This is a genomic window from Geofilum rhodophaeum (assembly GCF_002210225.1).
Classification (GTDB): Bacteria; Bacteroidota; Bacteroidia; order Bacteroidales; family Marinilabiliaceae; genus Geofilum; species Geofilum rhodophaeum.
This window is the reverse complement of the sequence record NZ_MWUJ01000003.1, coordinates 176,799-197,124: the sequence shown is the minus strand read 5'-3', so window position 1 is coordinate 197,124 and position 20,326 is coordinate 176,799. Positions and strand designations below refer to the sequence as shown.

General features: G+C 50.5%; 19 protein-coding genes and 2 tRNA genes. 15 read left to right on the top strand and 6 right to left on the bottom strand.

The annotated features are described in order from the left end of the window. The first annotated feature begins 4 nt into the window (after positions 1-4). A complete protein-coding gene (locus B4W65_RS04750; RefSeq protein WP_088653967.1) occupies positions 5-481 on the top strand; it encodes a Dps family protein in 477 nt (158 codons plus the stop codon). Positions 482-540: 59 nt separating this feature from the next. Here B4W65_RS04750 and B4W65_RS04745 read toward each other — a convergent pair whose 3' ends face one another. Continuing rightward, positions 541-1,689: a BamA/TamA family outer membrane protein gene (locus B4W65_RS04745; RefSeq protein ID WP_088653966.1), complete on the bottom strand. Its 1,149-nt coding sequence runs from the start codon at positions 1,687-1,689 to the stop codon at positions 541-543. A gap of 142 nt (positions 1,690-1,831) precedes the next feature. On the opposite strand from B4W65_RS04745, the gene B4W65_RS04740 reads away from it, so the two are divergent. From B4W65_RS04740 to B4W65_RS04730, 3 genes are all read left to right on the top strand, one after another. Next, a complete protein-coding gene (locus B4W65_RS04740) occupies positions 1,832-2,365 on the top strand; it encodes an IS1096 element passenger TnpR family protein (RefSeq protein ID WP_088653965.1) in 534 nt (177 codons plus the stop codon). Between the two features lie 26 nt (positions 2,366-2,391). Continuing rightward, the gene (gene miaA / locus B4W65_RS04735; RefSeq protein ID WP_088653964.1) at positions 2,392-3,315 is read left to right on the top strand and encodes a tRNA (adenosine(37)-N6)-dimethylallyltransferase MiaA; all 924 of its coding nucleotides are present in this window, start codon (positions 2,392-2,394) and stop codon (positions 3,313-3,315) included. Between the two features lie 108 nt (positions 3,316-3,423). Continuing rightward, positions 3,424-3,873 (top strand): NUDIX domain-containing protein, encoded by a 450-nt coding sequence (locus tag B4W65_RS04730; protein ID WP_088653963.1) that lies wholly within the window; start codon positions 3,424-3,426, stop codon positions 3,871-3,873. On the opposite strand, the gene B4W65_RS04725 is transcribed toward B4W65_RS04730, so the two are convergent. Genes B4W65_RS04725 through B4W65_RS04715 form a run of 3 tightly spaced genes read right to left on the bottom strand, consistent with a single transcriptional unit; the run spans position 3,870 to position 6,104 of the window. Continuing rightward, positions 3,870-4,598 carry a class I SAM-dependent methyltransferase gene (locus tag B4W65_RS04725; protein ID WP_088653962.1) on the bottom strand — a complete coding sequence of 243 codons (729 nt, stop codon included), beginning with the start codon at positions 4,596-4,598 and terminating at the stop codon, positions 3,870-3,872. The genes B4W65_RS04730 and B4W65_RS04725 overlap by 4 nt on opposite strands. Positions 4,599-4,600: 2 nt before the next feature. Further along, positions 4,601-5,569 carry a glycosyltransferase family 2 protein gene (locus tag B4W65_RS04720; RefSeq protein ID WP_088653961.1) on the bottom strand — a complete coding sequence of 323 codons (969 nt, stop codon included), beginning with the start codon at positions 5,567-5,569 and terminating at the stop codon, positions 4,601-4,603. Next, the gene (locus B4W65_RS04715; RefSeq protein ID WP_088653960.1) at positions 5,562-6,104 is read right to left on the bottom strand and encodes a DUF4199 domain-containing protein; all 543 of its coding nucleotides are present in this window, start codon (positions 6,102-6,104) and stop codon (positions 5,562-5,564) included. The genes B4W65_RS04720 and B4W65_RS04715 overlap by 8 nt, the downstream gene beginning before the upstream one ends. Before the next feature lie 321 nt (positions 6,105-6,425). Here B4W65_RS04715 and B4W65_RS04705 point away from each other — a divergent pair. The 3 genes from B4W65_RS04705 (at position 6,426) to B4W65_RS04695 (ending at position 7,298) form a co-directional block, all read left to right on the top strand. After that, positions 6,426-6,499, top strand: a tRNA-Thr gene (locus B4W65_RS04705). Between the two features lie 22 nt (positions 6,500-6,521). After that, a tRNA-Tyr gene (locus B4W65_RS04700) sits at positions 6,522-6,607 on the top strand. A gap of 76 nt (positions 6,608-6,683) precedes the next feature. Next, positions 6,684-7,298, top strand: a complete 615-nt coding sequence (locus B4W65_RS04695) for an L-threonylcarbamoyladenylate synthase (RefSeq protein WP_088653959.1) — start codon at positions 6,684-6,686, stop codon at positions 7,296-7,298. 66 nt (positions 7,299-7,364) lie between these two features. Here the strand turns inward: B4W65_RS04695 and trkA are convergent, their stop codons facing one another. Continuing rightward, positions 7,365-8,705, bottom strand: coding sequence for a Trk system potassium transporter TrkA (gene trkA / locus B4W65_RS04690; RefSeq protein WP_088653958.1), 1,341 nt, complete (start codon positions 8,703-8,705; stop codon positions 7,365-7,367). Between the two features lie 69 nt (positions 8,706-8,774). Further along, positions 8,775-10,859 carry a ComEC/Rec2 family competence protein gene (locus B4W65_RS04685; RefSeq protein WP_088653957.1) on the bottom strand — a complete coding sequence of 695 codons (2,085 nt, stop codon included), beginning with the start codon at positions 10,857-10,859 and terminating at the stop codon, positions 8,775-8,777. Positions 10,860-11,022: 163 nt separating this feature from the next. On the opposite strand from B4W65_RS04685, the gene B4W65_RS04680 reads away from it, so the two are divergent. The 8 genes from B4W65_RS04680 (at position 11,023) to dapA (ending at position 20,255) form a co-directional block, all read left to right on the top strand. After that, on the top strand, positions 11,023-11,793 hold the full coding sequence (locus B4W65_RS04680) for a polysaccharide biosynthesis/export family protein (protein WP_088653956.1): 771 nt from the start codon (positions 11,023-11,025) through the stop codon (positions 11,791-11,793). Positions 11,794-11,802: 9 nt separating this feature from the next. Continuing rightward, positions 11,803-14,151, top strand: a complete 2,349-nt coding sequence (locus B4W65_RS04675; RefSeq protein WP_088653955.1) for a GumC family protein — start codon at positions 11,803-11,805, stop codon at positions 14,149-14,151. Between the two features lie 207 nt (positions 14,152-14,358). Continuing rightward, positions 14,359-14,994 (top strand): 4Fe-4S dicluster domain-containing protein, encoded by a 636-nt coding sequence (locus B4W65_RS04670; RefSeq protein ID WP_088653954.1) that lies wholly within the window; start codon positions 14,359-14,361, stop codon positions 14,992-14,994. Further along, positions 14,991-16,052, top strand: a complete 1,062-nt coding sequence (locus B4W65_RS04665) for a heterodisulfide reductase-related iron-sulfur binding cluster (RefSeq protein WP_088653953.1) — start codon at positions 14,991-14,993, stop codon at positions 16,050-16,052. Before B4W65_RS04670 ends, B4W65_RS04665 begins: the two co-directional genes overlap by 4 nt. Continuing rightward, positions 16,049-17,119, top strand: a complete 1,071-nt coding sequence (locus tag B4W65_RS04660; protein WP_088653952.1) for an NAD(P)-binding protein — start codon at positions 16,049-16,051, stop codon at positions 17,117-17,119. Before B4W65_RS04665 ends, B4W65_RS04660 begins: the two co-directional genes overlap by 4 nt. After that, positions 17,112-17,450 carry a 4Fe-4S dicluster domain-containing protein gene (locus B4W65_RS04655; RefSeq protein WP_088653951.1) on the top strand — a complete coding sequence of 113 codons (339 nt, stop codon included), beginning with the start codon at positions 17,112-17,114 and terminating at the stop codon, positions 17,448-17,450. The genes B4W65_RS04660 and B4W65_RS04655 overlap by 8 nt, the downstream gene beginning before the upstream one ends. A gap of 3 nt (positions 17,451-17,453) precedes the next feature. Next, positions 17,454-19,283, top strand: a complete 1,830-nt coding sequence (locus tag B4W65_RS04650; protein WP_088653950.1) for a (Fe-S)-binding protein — start codon at positions 17,454-17,456, stop codon at positions 19,281-19,283. An 81-nt stretch (positions 19,284-19,364) separates the two neighbouring features. Further along, positions 19,365-20,255, top strand: a complete 891-nt coding sequence (dapA, locus tag B4W65_RS04645; RefSeq protein ID WP_088653949.1) for a 4-hydroxy-tetrahydrodipicolinate synthase — start codon at positions 19,365-19,367, stop codon at positions 20,253-20,255. The last annotated feature ends 71 nt before the right edge of the window (positions 20,256-20,326 follow it).

Sequence of the window (20,326 nt, the reverse complement as noted above, 5' to 3'; positions counted from 1 at the left end):
CCTTATGAAGAAGATTACCGAGATTTTAGGTTTAAAAGAAAAAGAGTCTGCCGCCGTAGCAGAAAAGTTGAACGAATTGCTGGCCAACTACCAGGTGTATTATCAAAACCTCCGTGGCTTCCATTGGAACATTAAGGGGGAGCGCTTTTTTGTGCTGCACGCCAAGTACGAGGAGCTCTACGATGATGCCGTCGAAAAAATCGATGAAATCGCTGAGCGCATTCTTACCGTTGGTGGTGCGCCCCTGCATACTTTTGAAGATTACCTCAAAGTGAGCAGCATCAAGGCAGAGAAAGATAAGAATGATGCCGCTTCTACAATGGCTGCTGTCTTGAACAATCTGGAGGTGCTGATAAAAATGGAAAGGGAAATTTTGCCTGTGGCCGAAGCTGCTGAAGACGAAGGTACACTGGCTTTGATTTCAGACTACATCAGTCAGCAGGAAAAGTTGGTTTGGATGCTGACTTCCTTTATGAAGTAAGATTGTTGAAGGTAAAACTAAAAGAAGAGGCTGCCCATTGGGGTAGCCTTTCTTTGTTTTCAAAAGGCTTCCTTCAAGGAGATAAAGAGGCCCTGCGTGCCGGCAGAACTCCAAGCTGCATCGATACGGATGTGGAGGGGTTCATTGGGGAGGATGCGAAATCTTAAGCCGCCCCCCTGAGAGAAAATCAGCTCGTTCCAATTGAAGGAGGGGCGGACGGAAGCCTGTCCGGTTTCGATAAAGGCAACAGCTCCCAGACGCCACCACAAGGGCATACGGAGCTCGCCTCTAAGCAGCCAGACAGCCTGGTCCACCACTCTTTTGGAATGACCAATTCCTCGTAAGCGCTCTTTGCCACCCAGTTGAGGCAGCCTATTAAAGGGCAAGTCCCCCGAGCCATATTCCCATAGCCCTTGAAGGGCCACAACCGGTTGGCCTGCGTCGATAAAGTGCCTTAAATCCAATAGGTAATTTTGGAAGTCAGCTCCCTTTTCTTGCTGGAAGACGGTCCAGGAAGCCCGTATGTAGCTGCCCTTACGGGGGTAGAGTACATGGTCGCGCCGGTCCAGTACCACAACAGGTCCCGCACCTGCCAGCCAGCCACCTGAGCTGCCCGGGAGTTCTGAAAAAGATAAAACTGCATCCTCTGGCTCAAACTGCTGGTGTCCTATTTGCGTGTGAATCCCTATGTAGATGCGATGTTTTAAGTGTCTAAGCAGTTGTGTTTTTAGACCAAGGTTGCTGGCCCGGTAGTTGTTGGTGGTGTGGGGGCGGGACAGCGACCAGGCCTCCCAATATTGGTCATAGATTCGCAAGGCTTCCACCCGGGCAGCAAGCTGCCAGTCGGCAGAGGGGTACCAATCCAGTTCGCTGCGCAGCTCAATCATTCCTTTTGAAGACCCTTGCAAGGAAGAGGAAAGGGTGTTTATGCTTCCTGCTGTGGCCTTCATTTTTTTGTTTTTCCAGGAGTAGATAGGCATGAGTCCGAATTCCAGACCGGTACGCGGCGAATAGCCTCCTGCCGGATATACGGTCCAAACACCCTTTTCGTTTTCAAAAGTCAGCCGCTTCAGTACACTTTCCCCCAAAGCTGCCAGCTCATCAAGCGCTTTTGGCGGCTCTTGGTCTTCCTTGCCGTTTGGCTGGGCAGAGACTCCAGATCGGAAGGTGAGTGCTGAAAATAGAACGATGGTAAGGAGCAGGCGCATCTTTTGTTTTTTGCTGGTGCAAAATAGAAAAGTTTGTCTTAATTTCGCAGCCTTTGTTTTATAAATAACTAGGCTTATGAAACAAAGTTCTTTGCTTATCCGTTAGGGGGTAACTGTAACATTACTAAAAGGCTTGCTCAATATGATCTATTTTTTCCGGGCCATCAGCAACGAGTCCGATGATTTTCTTTTTGATTTGGCGATGGGTGGAAGCGCCACCTTTTTGGATCTGCACCAAAGGATTCAGCAGCATTTGAATTTTGATACGGCTCAGATGACGTCGTTCTTTTTAACCGATGAAGAGTGGCAGAAGGAAAAAGAGATCACCCTTTTGGATATGTCGGACGGTGGTGAGGGGGCCGTTATGGACGCCCTGAAGTTGGAGGATTTGTTGACTGCGCCCAAACAACGCCTCTTGTATGCCTTTGATCTTTTCGCCGAGCGGGTCTTGTTTATGGAGTTGACGCACATCACCGAAGGCGAATTGGATGCGCCCAGGGTGGTTCGTCTGGAGGGTACACCTCCGCCACAGTTTGCAGAGGAAGAATTTGATTTTGAGTCGGAAGAGGATCTTATGGACGACGACTTGTATGCCGATGAGTTGGGCGATGAGTTCTCCGATGGTTTTTCTGATGATTTTCCGGATATGGGTGAGGATCCCGATGTTTATTTTTAACCTGTCGTTTTGCTAGACGAAGCAGCATGTTGAAAACAGTCGTAGTGGTTGCCGGGCCTACCGGAATAGGTAAAACGAAAACAGGCATGGCTTTGGCCAAGGCCTACAGCAGTGTAATTGTTTCGGCCGATTCGCGACAGATTTATCGTGAAATACCCATAGGGACTGCCGCGCCAACTTTGGAAGAGCAGGCTGAAGTTCCACACTTTTTAGTAGGTACCCGTTCCGTTTTCGACTATTATAATGCCTTTGAGTTTGAGCAGGATGCCCTTCGGTGTGTTCAGGAAGCTTTTGTGGACAAGGATGTGGTGTTTATGGTGGGTGGATCCATGATGTATCTGGACGCCTTTTGCAACGGTATTGATGAATTACCGACCGTTGATCCGGAATTGCGAAAAGATCTGATGGCACGTTATGCTGAAGAGGGACTCGAATCGCTGCGTTTACAGTTGAAACAGCTCGATCCGGAGTTTTATAAGCAGGTCGACCTTAAAAATGCCAAGCGGGTTATCCACGCTCTGGAAATTTGCCTGATGACCGGACAGCCCTACTCTTCCCTCCGCACCCAGCCAAAGAAGAAACGTCCGTTCCAAATCATACGGGTGGGCTTGCATATGGACCGCGCCTTGTTGTACCAAAGGATCGATCAAAGAGTGGAGCAGATGTTGGCCGGCGGATTGGAAGAGGAAGCCCGGGTGCTTTGGCCCCATCGCGACCTAAATGCCTTGAATACGGTGGGTTATAAGGAGCTGTTTGCTTATTTTGAAGGGGCTTATGGACTGGATAGGGCCGTGGAGCTGATTCAGCGGAACAGTCGACGCTACGCACGTAAACAGCTTTCCTGGTTTCGCAGGGATGGCTCCATACAATGGTTTCATCCTTCAGAATTGTTGGCCTTGCTCGCCTACATCGAGGCCGAACGAAAAAAGTGGCGCGAAGCGCTGGCCTAAGCCGCTTTCTTTTTTAGCTTTGCAGGGAGACCGGCTCCCATTTACGTTTAATCTTTTTCACGGTTTACAACTTCACCCGGGGGCCGGTTTCACTTTTAAGACCTGCTTATGGATGGATCTTTCAATATTCGTGTTTATGGCTTGTGTGTTCGTGAAGGGTATATTTTACTTTCCGATGAGGTTTTTCAGGGCATTGAAATGACGAAGTTTCCGGGGGGTGGACTCGAATACGGGGAGGGCACCGTGGCGTGTTTGCACCGGGAGTTTGAAGAAGAACGGATTGGAAAGGTCAGATCCTTGACACACTACTATACCACCGATTTTTTTCAAGCCGCCCTGTTTTTCGAAAAAACCCAGCTGTTGAGTATTTATTATTTGGTGGATGTAGAACCACGGGCCGACTTTCCTGTGTGCAACAGGGCCCAATTCTCTCTTGGTTCAGGCGGTCAGCAGCTCCGTTGGGTCCGCTTGCAAGAGCTGAGGGCGGAAGATCTGACCTTTCCCATTGATCGGAAAGTAGTGGAATTGTTGCAGTCCGACGCTGCATTGTTGTCTTAGATTTTCTGTGCAGCCAGCACCAGGGGTGTACTGTTGGCCAACAGCGGCCCCCCTTTAAAATCTCCAAAAAACTGTAGGTTGCCAAAGCCGTTTTCCCTCAGCAATTTTTCCAAGTGTTCTTTGCGCAGCGGATTCAGAGTAACGGAGTTTTGTATTTCTCTGTTTTCGGACTTCACATGCAGGGTCGTGTCAAAAGCAAGCAGGCCATTGTCCATCAGTCGATAGCGACGATCAAATAATAAGTGTTCGTTGTCGATACTTGGGAGGCTGTTCACCTGGTGGTCCAGGATGTGGTTGTAGTGGATGAGCTGCAGCAGCAAGTAGGCTCCACGGGGCAGCAAGCGATGCACCTGCTGAAAGAAGGAAGTCAGCTCATGGTCCTGATGCAAATGCACCAGTGTGTTGCCGAAGCATACTACCGCCTCGGGGCGAAAGGGCAGCTCCAGTTGCTCCAGTTCCAGCATATTGCCCACTCTAAAGTCGATCTCCTTGCCAGAAGAAACTTTTTTACGGGCTCTTGCAATCATTTCCGGATCCAGATCCAGGCCACAAACTTCAGCCCCTGCTGCACTCAGGAGCAGGGACAGATTGCCGGTGCCGCAACCTATATCCAGGATTTTCTTGTCTTTGAGGGGACCGCAAATGGATTCGGTGAAATTCAGCTGAGCAGGGGCGGGCGGAAAAATGTGGTCGTACCAGGGGGCAATGCTCTCGTAAAAGGCCATAATTAAAACTTTTCCTCAATTTGATACTGGTTGCGATCGGGTCGAATACGTCCCACCAGCTCGGCCACAAAGCCGGTCATGAACAACTGGGTGCCCAATATCATGCAGGTGAGACTGATGTAAAAGTAGGGACTGGTGGTGATGAGGGGGGCTTCTACTTGGTGGCTGACGTACCAGAGTTTGCGCAGACCCAGCCAAAGTGCAGAAAAGAATCCGATGACAAAAGTAAGGGTACCCAGACTTCCGAAAAGGTGCATGGGTCGGTGTCCAAACTTGGAAATGAACATGACCGACAGCAGGTCCAGAAAACCCTTGATGAAACGTTCTATTCCAAATTTTGTGGTTCCGTACTTGCGTTCGCGGTGGCGCACGACTTTTTCTCCTATGCGGCCAAAACCGGCGCGTTTGGCCAGTATGGGGATGTAGCGGTGCATTTCACCGTACACTTCAATATTTTTAACCACCTCGTGTCGGTAGGCTTTAAGGCCGCAGTTGAAGTCGTGCAGCTTTATACCCGACACCGCACGTGCGGTGCGGTTGAAGAGGCGACTGGGGATGGTTTTGCCCAGCGGGTCGTAGCGTTTCTTCTTCCAACCACTTACCAGGTCATAGCCTTCCTCCATAATCATACGTCGCAATTCCGGTATTTCATCGGGACTGTCCTGCAAATCGGCATCCATGGTAATGACTACGGCTCCCTTTGCTTCACTAAAGCCGCAGTGGAGAGCGGCCGACTTCCCATAATTGCGTCGGAAACGCAGCCCTCTTAACTGGGGGATGTTTTTAGCCAGTTTTTGCACCACCTGCCAGGATCCATCGCGACTCCCATCGTCGACCATTAGAATTTCGAAGGACAGCTTTAGCGGACCAAGAACTTTCAGTAACCATGCGGTGAGTTCGGGAAGGGATTCTTCCTCATTAAACAGGGGGACAATGACCGAAAGGTCGAGGGTAGCCGGGTTTTTATACATCTTTCATAACTTCTTGAAAGGGATCGCCCTTGCGTTTTACAAAAATACTGACTATTAAGGCAACCAGCAGGCCGTTAATCAGTCCGCTGAAGGCATTAGAAATCAGAAGCACCCAGGGGTTGCTCATCATTTCAATGGAAGCGCTCATTTCTTCTACAAAGGCTTCTGACATGCCCAAAGCCAGATAAGCCTCTTCGGCTTCCTGGACCAGTTGAAATTGCAATCCAGGATTAATGAAGCGGAACATAATGAAGAAGAAAAAACCGATGATGAGTCCCGATAGTGCGGCGGTTTGCATACCAAAGACCAGGCCCTTTCCATAGCTCAAAAAGCCGCCCATGTAGCGGTCGCGGTACACCCGCATGGTGTAATAAATAACGCCAGCATAGATCAGCCAGCTTAGGGCATCCAAAGAGGTGCCCGACAGGCGTCCGGTAAGCAGGTAAACGAAGGTTGAAAAAAGCACCATGGCCAGGCCCAGGGCGGCACCGCTGGTAAATAGGAACAATCTTTTGTCTTGTGTTTGGTTTTCCATACAATGAGGCTTAAACAGCGTGAAATTACAAAAATATACTTAATGCTTTGGATTTTTTGGCGGCAAAAGCTTTTGAGTGTAGAATTGGCAGGGCTTCTAATTATTTTGTTTTTGCATAACCTATTGGTTATTTGGTTTATGTGCTGTGGGGGCCAAAAAGGCTGAAAAAAAACCTTTGAAAGTGCTTGTGGTAATTGGAGAATTTTCTACTTTTGTCGCCGGGTAAGTCCTGTACGACCAGCTCCTGCTGAACTCCTCCAGGGTCTGACGACAGCAAAGGTAGGCGGTCGAAGCGGTGCGATACAGATAGCTTACCCACTTGCCGATGTAGCTCAGTTGGCCAGAGCAGCTGATTTGTAATCAGCGGGTCGGGGGTTCGAATCCCTCCATCGGCTCATTTTATTGAAGTTTTTTTTAGGGGGGATACCAAAGCGGCCAACTGGGGCAGACTGTAAATCTGTTGTCTTACGACTTCGGAGGTTCGAATCCTCCTCCCCCCACCAAAGAAATACAAAGCCGGATCTGTTGAGGTCCGGCTTTCTTATTTTTTTAACTATATTTGACGAAAACTCACGCCCTATGCTGGTTAAGATTTATCCCGAAAATCCCAATGCCCGGGAAGTCCAAAAGGTGGTGGAGGTATTGCGGTCGGGGGGACTGGTTATTTACCCCACCGATACGGTATATGGATTGGGCTGTGATGTGAATAATGCCCGGGCGGTAGAGCGGATTGCACAGATCAAAGGTTTGAACCTCAAGAAGGATCACCTTTCCTTTGTTTGTCACGATATGAGTCACCTTTCGGTGTACACCAAGGCTCTGGATAACCAGGTTTTTAAACTCTTAAAGAAACACCTGCCCGGTCCCTTTACCTTCATTCTTCCGGCCAGCAACAATGTGCCCAAGCTTTTCAAGAACAACAAAAAGACCATTGGTTTCCGTGTTCCCGACAATCCCATTATTCTGGAAATTGTACGGGAGTTGGGCAACCCGGTGTTGAGTACTTCTATAAAGGATGAGGATGAGGTGATCGAATACACCACCGACCCTGAGTTGATTCACGAGAAGTATGGCGATTTGGTGGATTTGGTCATTGATGGCGGCTATGGAGGCAATGAGGGTTCCACCATAGTGGACTGTACCGACTATCCCTTTGAAGTTGTTCGGCAGGGCAAGGGCATCCTGGAGCTCTAAGCAAAGTGCCGACGCAAGTATTGGCCCGGTGCGCGCGCCCCCTTCGTGAAATTCGTGGATAAAAACCTACAAAAACATTTTTTCCACCTTTTTAATACCAGAAGGCAGCGCAAACACCACCACCCGGTCGTTGGCTTCAATACGGGTGTCGCCGTTGGGAATGATCACTTCGTTGTTTCTGATGATCCCTCCGATGTTCATGTCTCTGGGTAAATCTAAGCTGCGCAGGGGCCCTTTGGTGATTTTGGCACCCTGACGGGCTACCAATTCCAGCACATCGGCGTCGGTGGCGGTCAGACATTTTACATAGGAAACGTTGGCCTTAAAGGTGTGTCGGTAGATGTAGCTGGCGGCAATTAGTTTCTTGTTGACAATGGTGCCGATACCAATGTTCTCGGCCAGGTCGATGTAATCCATATTCTCCACCTCGGCCACTGATTTTTTTACGCCCATCTTTTTGGCCAGCTGGCAGGCCAGGATGTTCACCTCCGAGTTGTCGGTTACGGCAATAAAAGCATCGGTCTTGGCTATGCCTTCGTCTTTGAGCAGGTCGAGGTTGCGGCCGTCTCCGTTAATTACCAGGGTGTTTTCAAGGAAGTCGGCCAGTCGGGCACTTTTTTCCTTATTGATCTCGATCAGTTTGATGTGGTAGTGATGCTCCAGCTCCTTAGCGACCTTTTTTCCGATGCGGGAGCCCCCTAAAATCATCACATTGCGAACTTCATATTGAACTTTTCCGGCATCGGCCAAAAGTTGCGCGGCCCCTTCTTTGGTAGTTACTACATAGGCCAGGTCGTTGTGCTGAAAGCTGTCCTTCCCCCTTGGGATAATGGTCTTGCCGTCGCGATTGATGGCTACCGTAAAATAGGCGTTTTTTTCGTGCATGGCCGAAGCCTGTGAGAGGGTTAGTCCCACAATGGGCGCATTGTTGCGCAGTTTAACCGCATAAAGCAGCAGTTTGCCGTCGCTGAACTGGAACATTTGTCGAATGCCGACCTGTTTTAAGGAGGCCATAATTTCCTGAGCCGCCAGGTGCTCGGGATAAATGACTTCATCGACCCCCAGCTGTCTGAAGTACTCCAGATTTTCGGGAAGCAGGTATTCGTAATTGTTGATGCGGGCAATGGTTTTTTTTGCGCCCAGTTTGGTGGCCAGCATGGCAGAGAGAATGCTGACTTCTTCGTAGGGGGGTACAGCAATAAACAAATCGCTGCTGCCCACCTGGGCATCCCGAAGATCGTCAATGGAGGTCACTGAGCCCACTACGGTCATCAGGTCAAAATGAGATTCGGCTTTACGCAGCTTTTCTTCATCACTGTCCATCAAGATCACGTCGTGATCTTCGTTGCAAAATAGTTTTGCCAGATGGTTGCCCACTTCGCCGGCACCGGCAATCAAAATCTTCATTCTGGTTTATATGATTTGGTCGGGGACAAAATAAGCTAATAATTTGCACTTGACGAAAAAAACCGGACTTTATCGGTGGCTGTTGTCTGAGTTTTTCGGAAAGAGGAATGCTCCCTGGTAGCGAACACTGTGAAAGGAAATTATGGTGGTATCCAGAAAGGTGTCCCATTCCCGGATTAACCATGGGGGGCAATCGGGACCGGCCACCACTTGTCGGCAGTTTTTATTTTTAAGTAGAGACGGCATATCCACCCGAAGGTTACCGTTAAGCAACACGGTGGCTATGTGGGCGTCGTCGGGAACCAGTAGAGGTGTCCGACTGCTGCCGTGGTACAGCAGTATGGGTTGTGTGTCGGGGTTCAGTATTTGAATATGCAGCAGCGAATCCGCAGGCAGCTGGACTTCTTTTAAATGGCTTTTGGAGCGCAGACTGCGTCTCATAAGTCCGCTTCGGGCATAGTCGGCATCGGCATAGCTCATTTTTTGGCTGCGCAGCGCGAAGACTTGTCCTCCTGAGCGCCCTTCGAGCAGGAGTCCTTTGCGTGTTTGGTAAAGAATGAGGGTTTGATTCTGCAATTTGATATGTTGTTGCGCCAGAAATCCTGCCATTAGCAGACACAATAGGGCAAGTGCTTGCAGCCAGTGGGTGCCGCGGGGACGGGTACACAGTCGGTAGACTTGCAACAGCAGAGGGTACAGCAGCAGGAGCAGGGGGGCTGAAAGCCATAAATTGTCGGGATAGCTGCCTGGAAGCGCTTCAATGCTTTGGGTCAGTTGTGCCATAAACAGAAGGAGGTCGTTGAGTGGACCGGCTGTTAGGGCAGCCAGTGTGGGGTTAAAGCTGAGGGCCAGACTGGCCAATGCCAGGAGCAGAATGGGTGTGAGCAGGGGCAGCAACAGGAGATTGCTGAGGAGGAACCAGCTTGGGAAAGCGCCGAAGAGGTAGAGCGAAAGAGGCAGGGTTGTGCTTTGCGCGGCAAGCGAAACGGCAAGCAGCGACCACAGTTTACGCGCAGGAGTAAAGCGGAAGGTGAAGCAGTTGTTGAGGAGGGGGTAGAAGGCCAGGATGCCCACTACTGCCAGGTGACTCAGCCAAAAACCGGCATGGTAAATGAGTAGGGGGCGCCAGAGCAGTTGCAGTAAGGCCGATGCACATAAGAGGTTGTAGCGGTTGACGGGGCGTCGACTGAGTTGCCCCATTTGTAGGAGAGACAGCATAAGCACGGCCCGCACTACCGATGGCGCCAGTCCGGTTACCACTGCATAGGCCAGCAGACTGCCAATTATAAGGGAAACACTCAAGGGATGAGAGGTGCGAATAAAAAGGGACAGCAGCGAAGCCACCAGTATATAAATAATGCCTGTATGTAGACCGGAAACAGCCAGCAGGTGAATGGCACCACTTTTTACGAAGTTTTGGTTTGTATCCCGGTCGAGTTCGCTTTTGTTTCCCAGTAAAAGTGCCTGAATCAGCGCCAGGGCTTCCGGTTCCAGTTTGTTTTGTGCCAGTTTTGCGCGGCACCAGCAGTTGATGGCATCGGGAAGTGCCAGGTGGCTTGCAGGGGGCAGAGGCAGGCTCTTCCAGGATCCGGCCGAGAGAAAGGCCTGAGAAGAATAGCCCTTGCGCCGAAGGAAAAGCCCATAGTCGAAAGCATGGGGATTGGTGTTGACGGGAAGGGCCTGCAGTTTCGTTTGCAGCAAAAGTCGCTCGCCTCTTTGCAGGTCGGACAAACTGCTGTCGCTGCTGGTCAGCAAAACCCTGCTTCCCTTAAGCAGAGCTGCGTTTGGGGAAGGGGCTGCTGCATCAACCCGGAGGGTCAGTTGCCACCATCCGCTGTCGCTTTGTTTTATTTCTTCGAGGGTGCCGGCGATTTTGGCTTCGGTGGGTTCCTTCAGCAGGGGTGTACTTAAGGTCAGGGTGAACAGGTAGCCCAAAAACATTAGAAACAGGGCGAAGCTCAAATCTCCGGCCAGGGGGCTTCGGAGGCCCTGGTGCAGCAGCCGGCCTGCTGCAAGCAACAGTAACAATGCAGCCGATCCCCATTTGGTTTCCGGAAGAACAATGTCATAGGATGAGGTGGCCTCATGCAGCACTATGCCGGCCATAAAGAAGACCAGAATTCTTAATAAAGGGAGTTGTTTCCACAGGGTCATAACGCGGGTTTGGGCTTAGGGGAAGCAAGTTAGGGGCTGAAAGCGAAAGAAGCAAGGCCATAATTTGACCAACTTGTGCAAAGCGGTGATTAAACCCGGTCTTCTCGCACAGGGGTGAAAGGTCTTAATTTGTAACTTGCACATTATTTAAAATGAGTCTAAAATGAAGTACCGACACCAAATTTTTCTGTTGCTTCTGTTCGCGGCTACCTCCTGTGTGCCATTAAAGAAGTCCATTTATCTGCAGGGAGATATGGCCCGGCATCTTGAGGAGGTGGAAGGCAGTTACAAGACAGACAAAGCCGATTATCTGGTGAAACCCAACGACCTGCTGTACATTCGGGTGACAAGTCTTGACGACCGTTCTTCGGCCTTCCTGAACAACGAATCGGGTTACAACGCGATGGCCGACAATCCCATGTCGGCCAGTTTGCTGGGTTACAGGGTAGGTCTGGATGGTTCAATAGATTACCCGTTTTTGGGTAAGATATACGTGGCCGGCCTGTCGCTGCAGGAGATCGCTGAAAAAATCGAACTGGCCTCGAGTAAGTACATCGATCAAAGCGGTGCCATTGTTAAACTGCTTAACGACCACGTAACGGTAATGGGAGAAGTTAAAAATCCGGGGCGTTTCCTGATGAACAGTGAAGAGATTACGATATTGGAAGCAGTAAGTCTGGCTGGCGATATGACCGATTTTGCCAATCGTGAAAATGTACGTCTGATTAGGAAGGATGGCGATTTGCCACAGATGCTGATCATCGACACTACCGATGAGCGCATTATGTACTCCTCCTTCTTCTATCTGAAACCGGGCGACATCATTTATGTCGAACCCCGCCGTTTGAAACAATGGAACCTCTCTTCCATTCCCCTGGGTGTGGGCATGAGTCTGGTTAGTGCTTCTATTTTATTGTACACCCTTTTTAAGTAAGTTTTGCCTATGAAAAGTTTCGACGATACGCCATCTGGTAAAACGCTGGATGCGAAGAAGTTGTTTTTAAGATCCCTGCGTTATTGGTATTATTTTCCTGTTTTTCTGGTTCTTTCCGTTTTTATTGCCTTCGCGATATATAAAACGACCGTTCCCCTGCATCACATCAGCACCCAGGTGCTGATATCCAGTGCTCAGGATGCTGCCGCAGGCAGGGTGGATGTCGGAGAAAGAGCTTTGCCCGGCATTTCGCTGGGGGGACAAAGTCATTTTGAGAACCAAACCATCATTCTTACCTCGCATCGCCAGGTGGAGAAAACCATCAGGGAGTTGGAGTTTGAGGTGTCGTATTACGAGAAGGAGGCCTACCGTTTACAGGAAATCTATAAGGACAGCCCCTTTAGGGTCCTGATTGATTCTTCCAAGGTGAAGCCTGCCGGCCTGGCTTTTGAAGTCGCCTTCGTATCTAAGGACCGCTTTGTGTTAAAACTCGAAAACAGCGCGTGGTCTAAGGAATATGGTTTTTTTGAAAAGATCAATCACCCCCGTTTTTCCTTTAGTCTGGTTCCTGTTGAAGATGTTTTGCCGGGTTCGGGCTATGAACAGAAGGAGTATCGTTTTGTGGTGAACGATTTAAAGGCGCTGGCTGCCCAGTACAAGTCCAGTTTGTTTTTAGACCGGGTACAGCATGGCTCCTCCATTGTAGAGTTATCTATTCTCGAAAATAATGTGGAAAAGGGGCGTGATTTTCTGAACCGCCTGGCTTACAATTCGGTAAGTTATACCCTCGAAAAGAAGAATCAGATCGCACTCAATACCATTGAATTTATCGAAAAGCAATTGATAGGAGTGGCCGATTCGCTGGGAGCTGCAGAGAATATTTTACAGGATTTTCGCTCTCGAAATGTGGTGATGAATGTTTCCTTACAGGGCGAAATGATTATGGCGCAATCGAAAGAGTTGGAGGATCAGAAGTCGGCCCTGCTGGCCAAGCTGGACTACTACTCTTACCTGAACGATTATATAGAGGGCAATGGCGACCTGCAGGAAGTCATTGTGCCTACCTCCATGGGCATTGAAGACCCGGTGTTGAGTCAGTTGATAGCCCAGCTTTCGACCCTCAATGCCGAGCGTTCTGCACTCCGCTTCAATGCCACCACCGCCAATCCCAACATCACCCGCATCAACGCCAGTATCGAAAACCTGAAGGGGAACATCATCGAATCATTAAAGAGTGTGATCTCAGCCACCAACTTGTCGCTGAACGACATCAACAACCGGCTGTATAATCTGAGTGGCGAAATTCGTAAACTGCCCCGCACCGAGCAGCGCCTGCTGAATATTGAGCGCACCCGGCAAATGAACAACGAGACCTATACTTTTTTGCTCACCAAGTTGACCGAGGCCCAGCTGGCCAAGGCAGCCAATCGTCCCGATAACGAAATTATTGAGGAGGCAACCTATCGGGGACTGGTTGCTCCGGATCAGAAACGCTTGCTTATGTTGGTTTTATTGGCCGGGCTATTTTTACCTGCGGTCGTGGTTTTTATCAAAGTCTTTACCAACGACAAAGTACAGGAGGTGGACGACTTAAAAGAGTTGTGCGATTTGCCGGTGCTGGGGCAGATTCCGGCTGAAAAGAAAAAAAGTCGTTTTGCCTTGGGGAACAAGGAGGGTCAGGAGGCACCACAAGCCTTGCTCAGCGAGAGTTTTAGAAGCATGCGGACGGCACTCGGATATTATGCCAATAAAAAAGCCTGCAAGGTGATTATGATTACCAGTACTCTGCCCGGTGAAGGTAAATCCTTTTGCGCCTTAAACCTGGCACGTTCCTTTGCCCAGTTGAATAAGAAAACCCTGGTGGTGGAGTTTGATTTGCGTCGGCCATCCCTGAATCGACAATCGGGCATTCCTGGCACTGGTAAAGGAGTAACGTCTTTTTACAGCAGCGACGAGCAGGCAGCCGATTTAATTGTTAAGGGCAGCGAGGCAGGGGCCCCCGACTTTATTTTTGCCGGTCCCCTCCCCCCAAATCCCGCCGAAATGATTGCCGGAGAAGCCACGGAACAATTCTTGGGGAGCTTACAAGATTTGTATGAGGTCATCATCGTGGACACGCCGCCTCTGGGCGTAGTGTCCGATGCCTTTTTGCTGGCTCCTTTTGCCGACGTCAATCTTTTGGTAAGTCGCTACAACGTAACGCCAAAGCAGGTTTTCAAAATGAATCTGAAGGACGAGAAGTTCAAAGAGGTCGCTCATCTGGGCCTAATCATTAACGGCTTGCCCTTTCACCGCAAGGAGTACCATTATCGCTACGGCTACGATGCCGGCAGCAAGTATTTCGCCGGCGCCCAATAGGGAAGTTGGTCAGGGAAAAGAGAACAGGAGCGTCGGACCGGAAGGTCGGCGCTCCTGTTTTTATAGCTCCGCAAATCAGGTATTAAGGTGCTTAAATATAGGGGTTTAGGATGGGTGTTTCTACTACCTGCATTTACGTGTTTCTACCCTGATGTTTAAACTTTTTACCAGGTAATTTTGAACCTGTGTTCAAAATTATGAAATGGTATGGCCAGTCTGTTGTCTCAGCTGAAGGACGATATTCGTTTTAGCGAAGGTTTGAGTGCCTGCATGAATTGCGGCATTTGCACGGCAGTGTGTCCCGCTGCCGCTTATTTCGACTACGACCCCCGACGTATTTGTCAGTTGGTGCAAACGGGAGAGGAGCAGGAGCTGGAAAAGTTACTCAAGGGGGAGGAAATCTGGATGTGCGGACAATGCCTGTCCTGCAAAGCGCGCTGTCCCCGGGGCAACGTTCCCGGTTACCTGATCCAGTCCCTGCGCAAGCTGAGTCAGCAAAGCGGACTTTTTATTCATTCGAGCGAAGGGCGTAAGCAAATACGCCTCAAAAGACGCATCGGTCACAGTATTTTGGAGACGGGTTATTGTGTGCATCCGCTGATGGTGGAGCCCGAAACCCATCCCGAGCAGGGCCCGGTATGGATCTGGGCCTTGGAGCAGGGGGCGGACTTGTACCGGCGTTGTGGCTCTAATTACTATGGCGAAGGAGAAGGAGGGCTGCGTAAGATGGCCCCCGGTGTATTGAATGAGTTGGAGGCGATTTTTGAGGAAACGGGGGGACTGCGATTTTGGGAGGCCATTGAAAGGGGGGCTGAAGAACTAAAGTTAAATCAGGAATCATGACGCCTTTATTGTGGAAGGACTACCAAAAGGAGGTCCCCGATAACCATTATTTTTTTGTGCGGAGTTGCATCCGGCAAACCTTTTTTCCTGGCGCAGAGGCAGCCTTGCTCGATATTCTCCGCAACAGTCTGGGCCTGGATATTTTTGAAGACCGCAGGCACACGACCTGCACCGGAATTGCTTACCACTGCGATCTGGTGCCCCTCGAAACCATCATGACGGTAATTGCCCGTCAGTTGTCCCTGATGACCGAAGCCGGTTATCGGCACTTGCTGGTTTCTTGTGTTACCTCCTTTGGCATTTATCTGGAAATGCTGGATATGTGGCAGCATCATCCCGAAATGCTGGAACAAACCCGGGAGGCCTTGTGGAAGTCCACCCGAAGAACCTTTGAGCTGCCTACAGCCCTGGTGCATACTTCAGACCTTATCTACCATTTACGGAAGCCTATTGCCGATCGGTCGCCCCATCGCCTGGTCGATAAGTCCACCCAACGCGCCTTGCGGGTGGTTGATCATGTAGGATGTCATTATGCAAAAATTTTTCCTGCCGGAGGTTTTGGGGGCGCAGAGTTTCCCAGTGTGTTGTCGGGCCTGGCGGAGACTTTCGGGGGAGAGATGGTGGATTACCCGGAACGTCGTCATTGCTGTGGTTTTGGTTTCAGGCACTATATGTTGCAGGAAAATCGTGGCTATTCCGTGTCGAACAGCCGCATTAAGTTTGAATCGATGGAGGCCTTTGCCCCTGATTTGATCCTGACCAACTGTCCCGGTTGCAATATGTTTCTCGATCGCTGGCAATATACTTTGGCCGAGATGAGCGGAAAGACCTACGATGGAGAAGGAAAAGGCATTCCCGTGCTTTCTCATGAAGAATTGGCGGCCTTGATGTTGGGACGTGATCCCTGGACCCTGGGCTTGCAGATGCATCAAGTGCAATTGGAGCCGCTGCTCGACAAGATCGGTATTGCTTACCAAGCCCGTCAGAAGTACAGTATGGTTGAGGGAGTTGCCGGCGTTCCCAGAGAACCAGGTGTTTTAAAAGTCAGCTTTGAATGAGATCATCAGAGTACATAAATAAGGATGAGGTTGCCATTATTGGTGGTGGTCCCGCCGGTATGCAGACTGCCCTGGTGCTGTCCGCAAGAGGTTTTAGTGTGCGCATCTATGAGCAAAAGGAGCAGCTGGGTGGCCATCTGAAAGGGTGGCATCACTTGTTTCCGCATGGGGTGGCGGCATCGGACTTGTTGGGTGCTTTAAAAGAGCAGGTGCTCGCTCGCGCCATTCCGCTCCATTTGGGGCAGACTGTTGACCATTTGCAAAAGGTCGGGGAGGGATGGGAATTATGGCAAGGGGAGACGGTTGTTGGAAGGGCCGGGGTCGTTGTTTTGGCCAACGGTTTTGCCTTGTTTGATGCCCGTCGCAAGGAAGAATACGGATACGGCTTGTATCCTTCGGTGCTTACATCTGCTGATTTGGAGGCCGTTTTCAGGAAGGAACGCCCCTGGCCATTTGGTCCCGACTGTGCCGCTCCCCAGATTGGTTTCGTGCATTGTGTGGGTTCCCGCGACCTTAAGTGTGGCAGTCCCCATTGCAGCAAACTCTGCTGTGTTACCGCTGTGAAACAGGCTATGGCCGTTAAGGCGTTTTTTCCGGAGGCCCAGGTTTACTGTTTTTATATGGATTTGCGTATGCATGGGCTGGAGTATGAGGAACTGTACCGAAAGGCCCAGGTCGATTATGGGGTGCGCTTTATAAGGGGGCGCTTATCCGAAGCTGCGCCCGGTCAGGGTAAGCGTTTGCATGTAAAGGCCGAAGATACCCTGCAGGGACGTCCTTTGCACTTGCAGCTCGATATGTTGGTGCTCATGTCGGGCATGGTGCCAACTTTTGTGTTGGAGCAGCAAGAAAGGGCCGTGTTTTTTAAGGAGCCCGTTTTTGGTTCCGGCTTTGTGCCTGTTCAGGGGTTTTTGGCTGCGGGTTCGGTTGTGCAACAGAAAGGTCTTTTTGCCAGTGGGGCCTGTAAAGGACCCGCCACACTGCCAGAGGTTTTTGCCGATGCCGCTGCAGTGGCATGTGAGGTGGAGCAATATTTGAAATCCTTAAAAGCAGTCGCCCATGCCTAAACCCGATTTTGGTTTTTCCTTTGCACCCAACCGGGCTCTGGAGCTGAGTGTACCCTTATTGCCTGAGGTGCAAGCTGTTTTGGAGGCCGAACCCAGTATTCGTGCTTGTATGGCGTGCGGACAATGTGCCGCGGTTTGTACGGCCGGTGTATTCACTCCTTTGGCTTTTTACCGTCTGGTTTTACAGCTTTGGGCAGGAGAAGTGGAAGTTGTTGGTCAAAGGGCGCAGCACTGCATGTTGTGCGGAAAGTGTCAGATGACTTGTCCCCGCGGAGTTAATATTCGTAACGCCCTTTTGTTAATGGCGGCCTTGCTGCCCCCCAAACCTTAGTCGATGGAAAAATCAGCCTGGTTTGTCTGGCCGTTTATGCTCGGCTTTATGTTTGCCCTGGCGGTTTTGCTGCTGCGTTACCTATGGTGGTTACGTAGTTTGTTGCGGCGGCCTTCTTCCAGGTTGTTGTCGAGGATGTTTTCGAAGCACAGTTTGTTGGCTGTGCGTGAAATTTTTTCGGAAGGTCTTTTGCACCTGCGTATATACAAGAGGAACCGACGCCTGGGTTTTATGCACATGAGTCTGGCCCTTGGTTGGTTTATGATGATTGTGGGCGGAAAGTTTGAGACCTGGTTCCACAGCGGCCAGTTTTTGCACGGGACCTGGTATGCGGTATTCTTTCGTTATTTTGAACCGCAAACAGTAGGTGGATGGGCTGGTACTTTTTGGTTGCATTATATGGATTTTGGGCTTTTGCTGGTGCTGACTGGCTTAGCCCTGGCCATAGTGAAAAGGATTAGGAAAAAAGTGCTGGGCATACACAGCACCACGCGGCACACCCTGGTCAATCGGGTGGCCCTTACATTTCTCTGGATGATATTTCCTCTGCGCCTGGTGGCCGAAGCCCTTACTTTTGGTCAGCATGGGGGTGGGGGCTTTCTGACGGGCGCACTAGGTCGCTGCTGTTTCACCTCCGGCACACTTGCCGGTCTGGAACTGCCGTTTTGGTGGGCATATTCCTTGTCGCTGGGTGCCTTTTTTGTTGTCCTGCCATTTTCGCGATATCTGCATATTCCAACCGAGATGGTATTGATTCTTTTGCGGCACTGGGGTTTGCAGGCCGCTGAAGATTTGCAGCCTGAAAAAGCGCTTCAGGCTTTTGAGATCCATGCTTGTTCTTCCTGCGGTCTGTGTCTGGATGTTTGTCCCGCCATTAAAGACCATCCCTTTCAGTCTGCCTACTTCCTGCGCGCCCTGCGCAGCGGTAAGGGCTGGGAAAGTCTGGCTTCCACCTGCCTGAGTTGCGGGGCTTGCGAGGAAGCTTGTCCCATCAACCTCGGTTTGGAGAAATTGCGGATGGCTGCCCGTGGAAAGATACATGAAAAGCACCATGCAGTTTATTCCTATTTGCCCACTGTTGGGCCAGTGGAGACTTCCAAGGTGGATGTTTTGCTCTTTACCGGATGCATGGGGCGTTTGAAACCCGCAACCACCAAGGCCTTGAAAGACTTGTTCGAGGAGGCAGGCCTCAGTTGGGTGCATCTGGACGAACAGGAGAGTATTTGTTGCGGACGCCCCCTGGCATTGGCCGGCCGCGCCAGTGAGGCCAGCGCATTGCGGGAACACAACCGAAGTTTGATTAAGGGGCAGCAGGCCCGAATGCTGGTCACAACCTGCCCCATTTGCCTCAAACAGTTCAGGGATGACTATCGGTTGGAGCTCCCTGTTTATCATCACAGTGAAGTGCTCTGGTCCTGCCTCAGCTCGGGCAGCTTAAAGCGGGAGAAAGGAACTGCGTGCTTCAGCTACCATGACCCTTGCGAATTGGGCAGAAAATCGACCTGTTATCAGGCACCCAGGGAGTTGCTGCAAAGTTGTGGCACGCTGCTTTCCCTCGAACGCGAGCAGGCAGATGCATTGTGTTGCGGCAACAGTCTCGGTTCCCTTTCTTTGTCTCTGTCCGAGCGTCAGGCGCTAACTTCCCGGACTCTTAAGGTGTTGGAAGTACCCGGGGCACAAAGTATCGTTACCTCCTGTCCGCTTTGTCAACACAATTTGGCCCGGCAGAGCAGTCTGCCGGTTAAGGATTTAGCTGAAGTCCTTGCAGTCACGGGCCTGCCCGAACAACAAGGGCAAAGGAAAGCTGCGCTTGCAGCTGTTCAGGAGCTATAGTGGGATGCATTTTGCACAATCCTGTACTTTTCAATATCTTTAGCCTTTGAAACGATCCTTAAAAAGATAATACAGATTGTTATGCCTATAGAAAATTTACGCGGCTCTATAGTCGCCATTGCCACCCCATTCAAAGAAAACGGAGAGTTGGATCTCGAGACTTTTGATCGTTTGGTAGACTGGCATCTCGACAACGGGACCGATGCTTTGGTTGTGTGCGGAACAACCGGAGAAACTCCGGCCTTGTCGGAAGATGAGGATGCCACGATGATGGAAAGAGCGGTGAAGAGAGTGAAGGGCCGGATCCCTGTTATTGCAGGTACCGGCAGCAATTCGACCCAGGACAGCATCAAATACTCCAAACGTGCCCTGAGTGTGGGTGTAGATGCTCTTTTGGTGGTTGCGCCCTATTACAATAAGCCCAGCGATAGTGGAATGTATCAGCATTTTGCAGCACTTGCCAAGGCTGTGGATGCCCCCATTATTTTGTACAACGTTCCGGGTCGTACCGGCAGTTGTATCTCGCCCAAATTGGCCTTGCGTTTAGGTGCCGAGTTTAAAAACATTGTCGCCATTAAGGAAGCCGGGGGCAACATGTCGGTCTTTGCTGAGTTGTTGGCCAATCGTCCGGATGGCTTTAAAGTATACAGTGGCGACGATTTTCTGGCGACTTCAGCCAATTTGCTGGGTGCTGATGGTTGCATCAGTGTGGTGGCTAATCTTATACCCCGTGAGTTCCATCAGTTGATGGAAGTATCCATGGCGGGTGATGTTGCTCAGAGTCGTTCTCTCTTTTATAAGTACAAAAGGCTTATGGAGCTGATGTTTGTGGAGTCGAACCCCATCCCCGTAAAAACCGGATTGGCGCTTATGGGTAAATTGGGTGGAACTTTTCGTTTGCCGCTTTGCAGCATGGCGGAGGAACATCAGTCGGCATTAAAGGCTGAAATGGGGCAACTTGGCTTGCTCTAGGTCGCTTTAGTATATGGGACGCAACCCGGTGCGACTTTCTGCATCTTAGTACGTGGACTTATTTATAATAA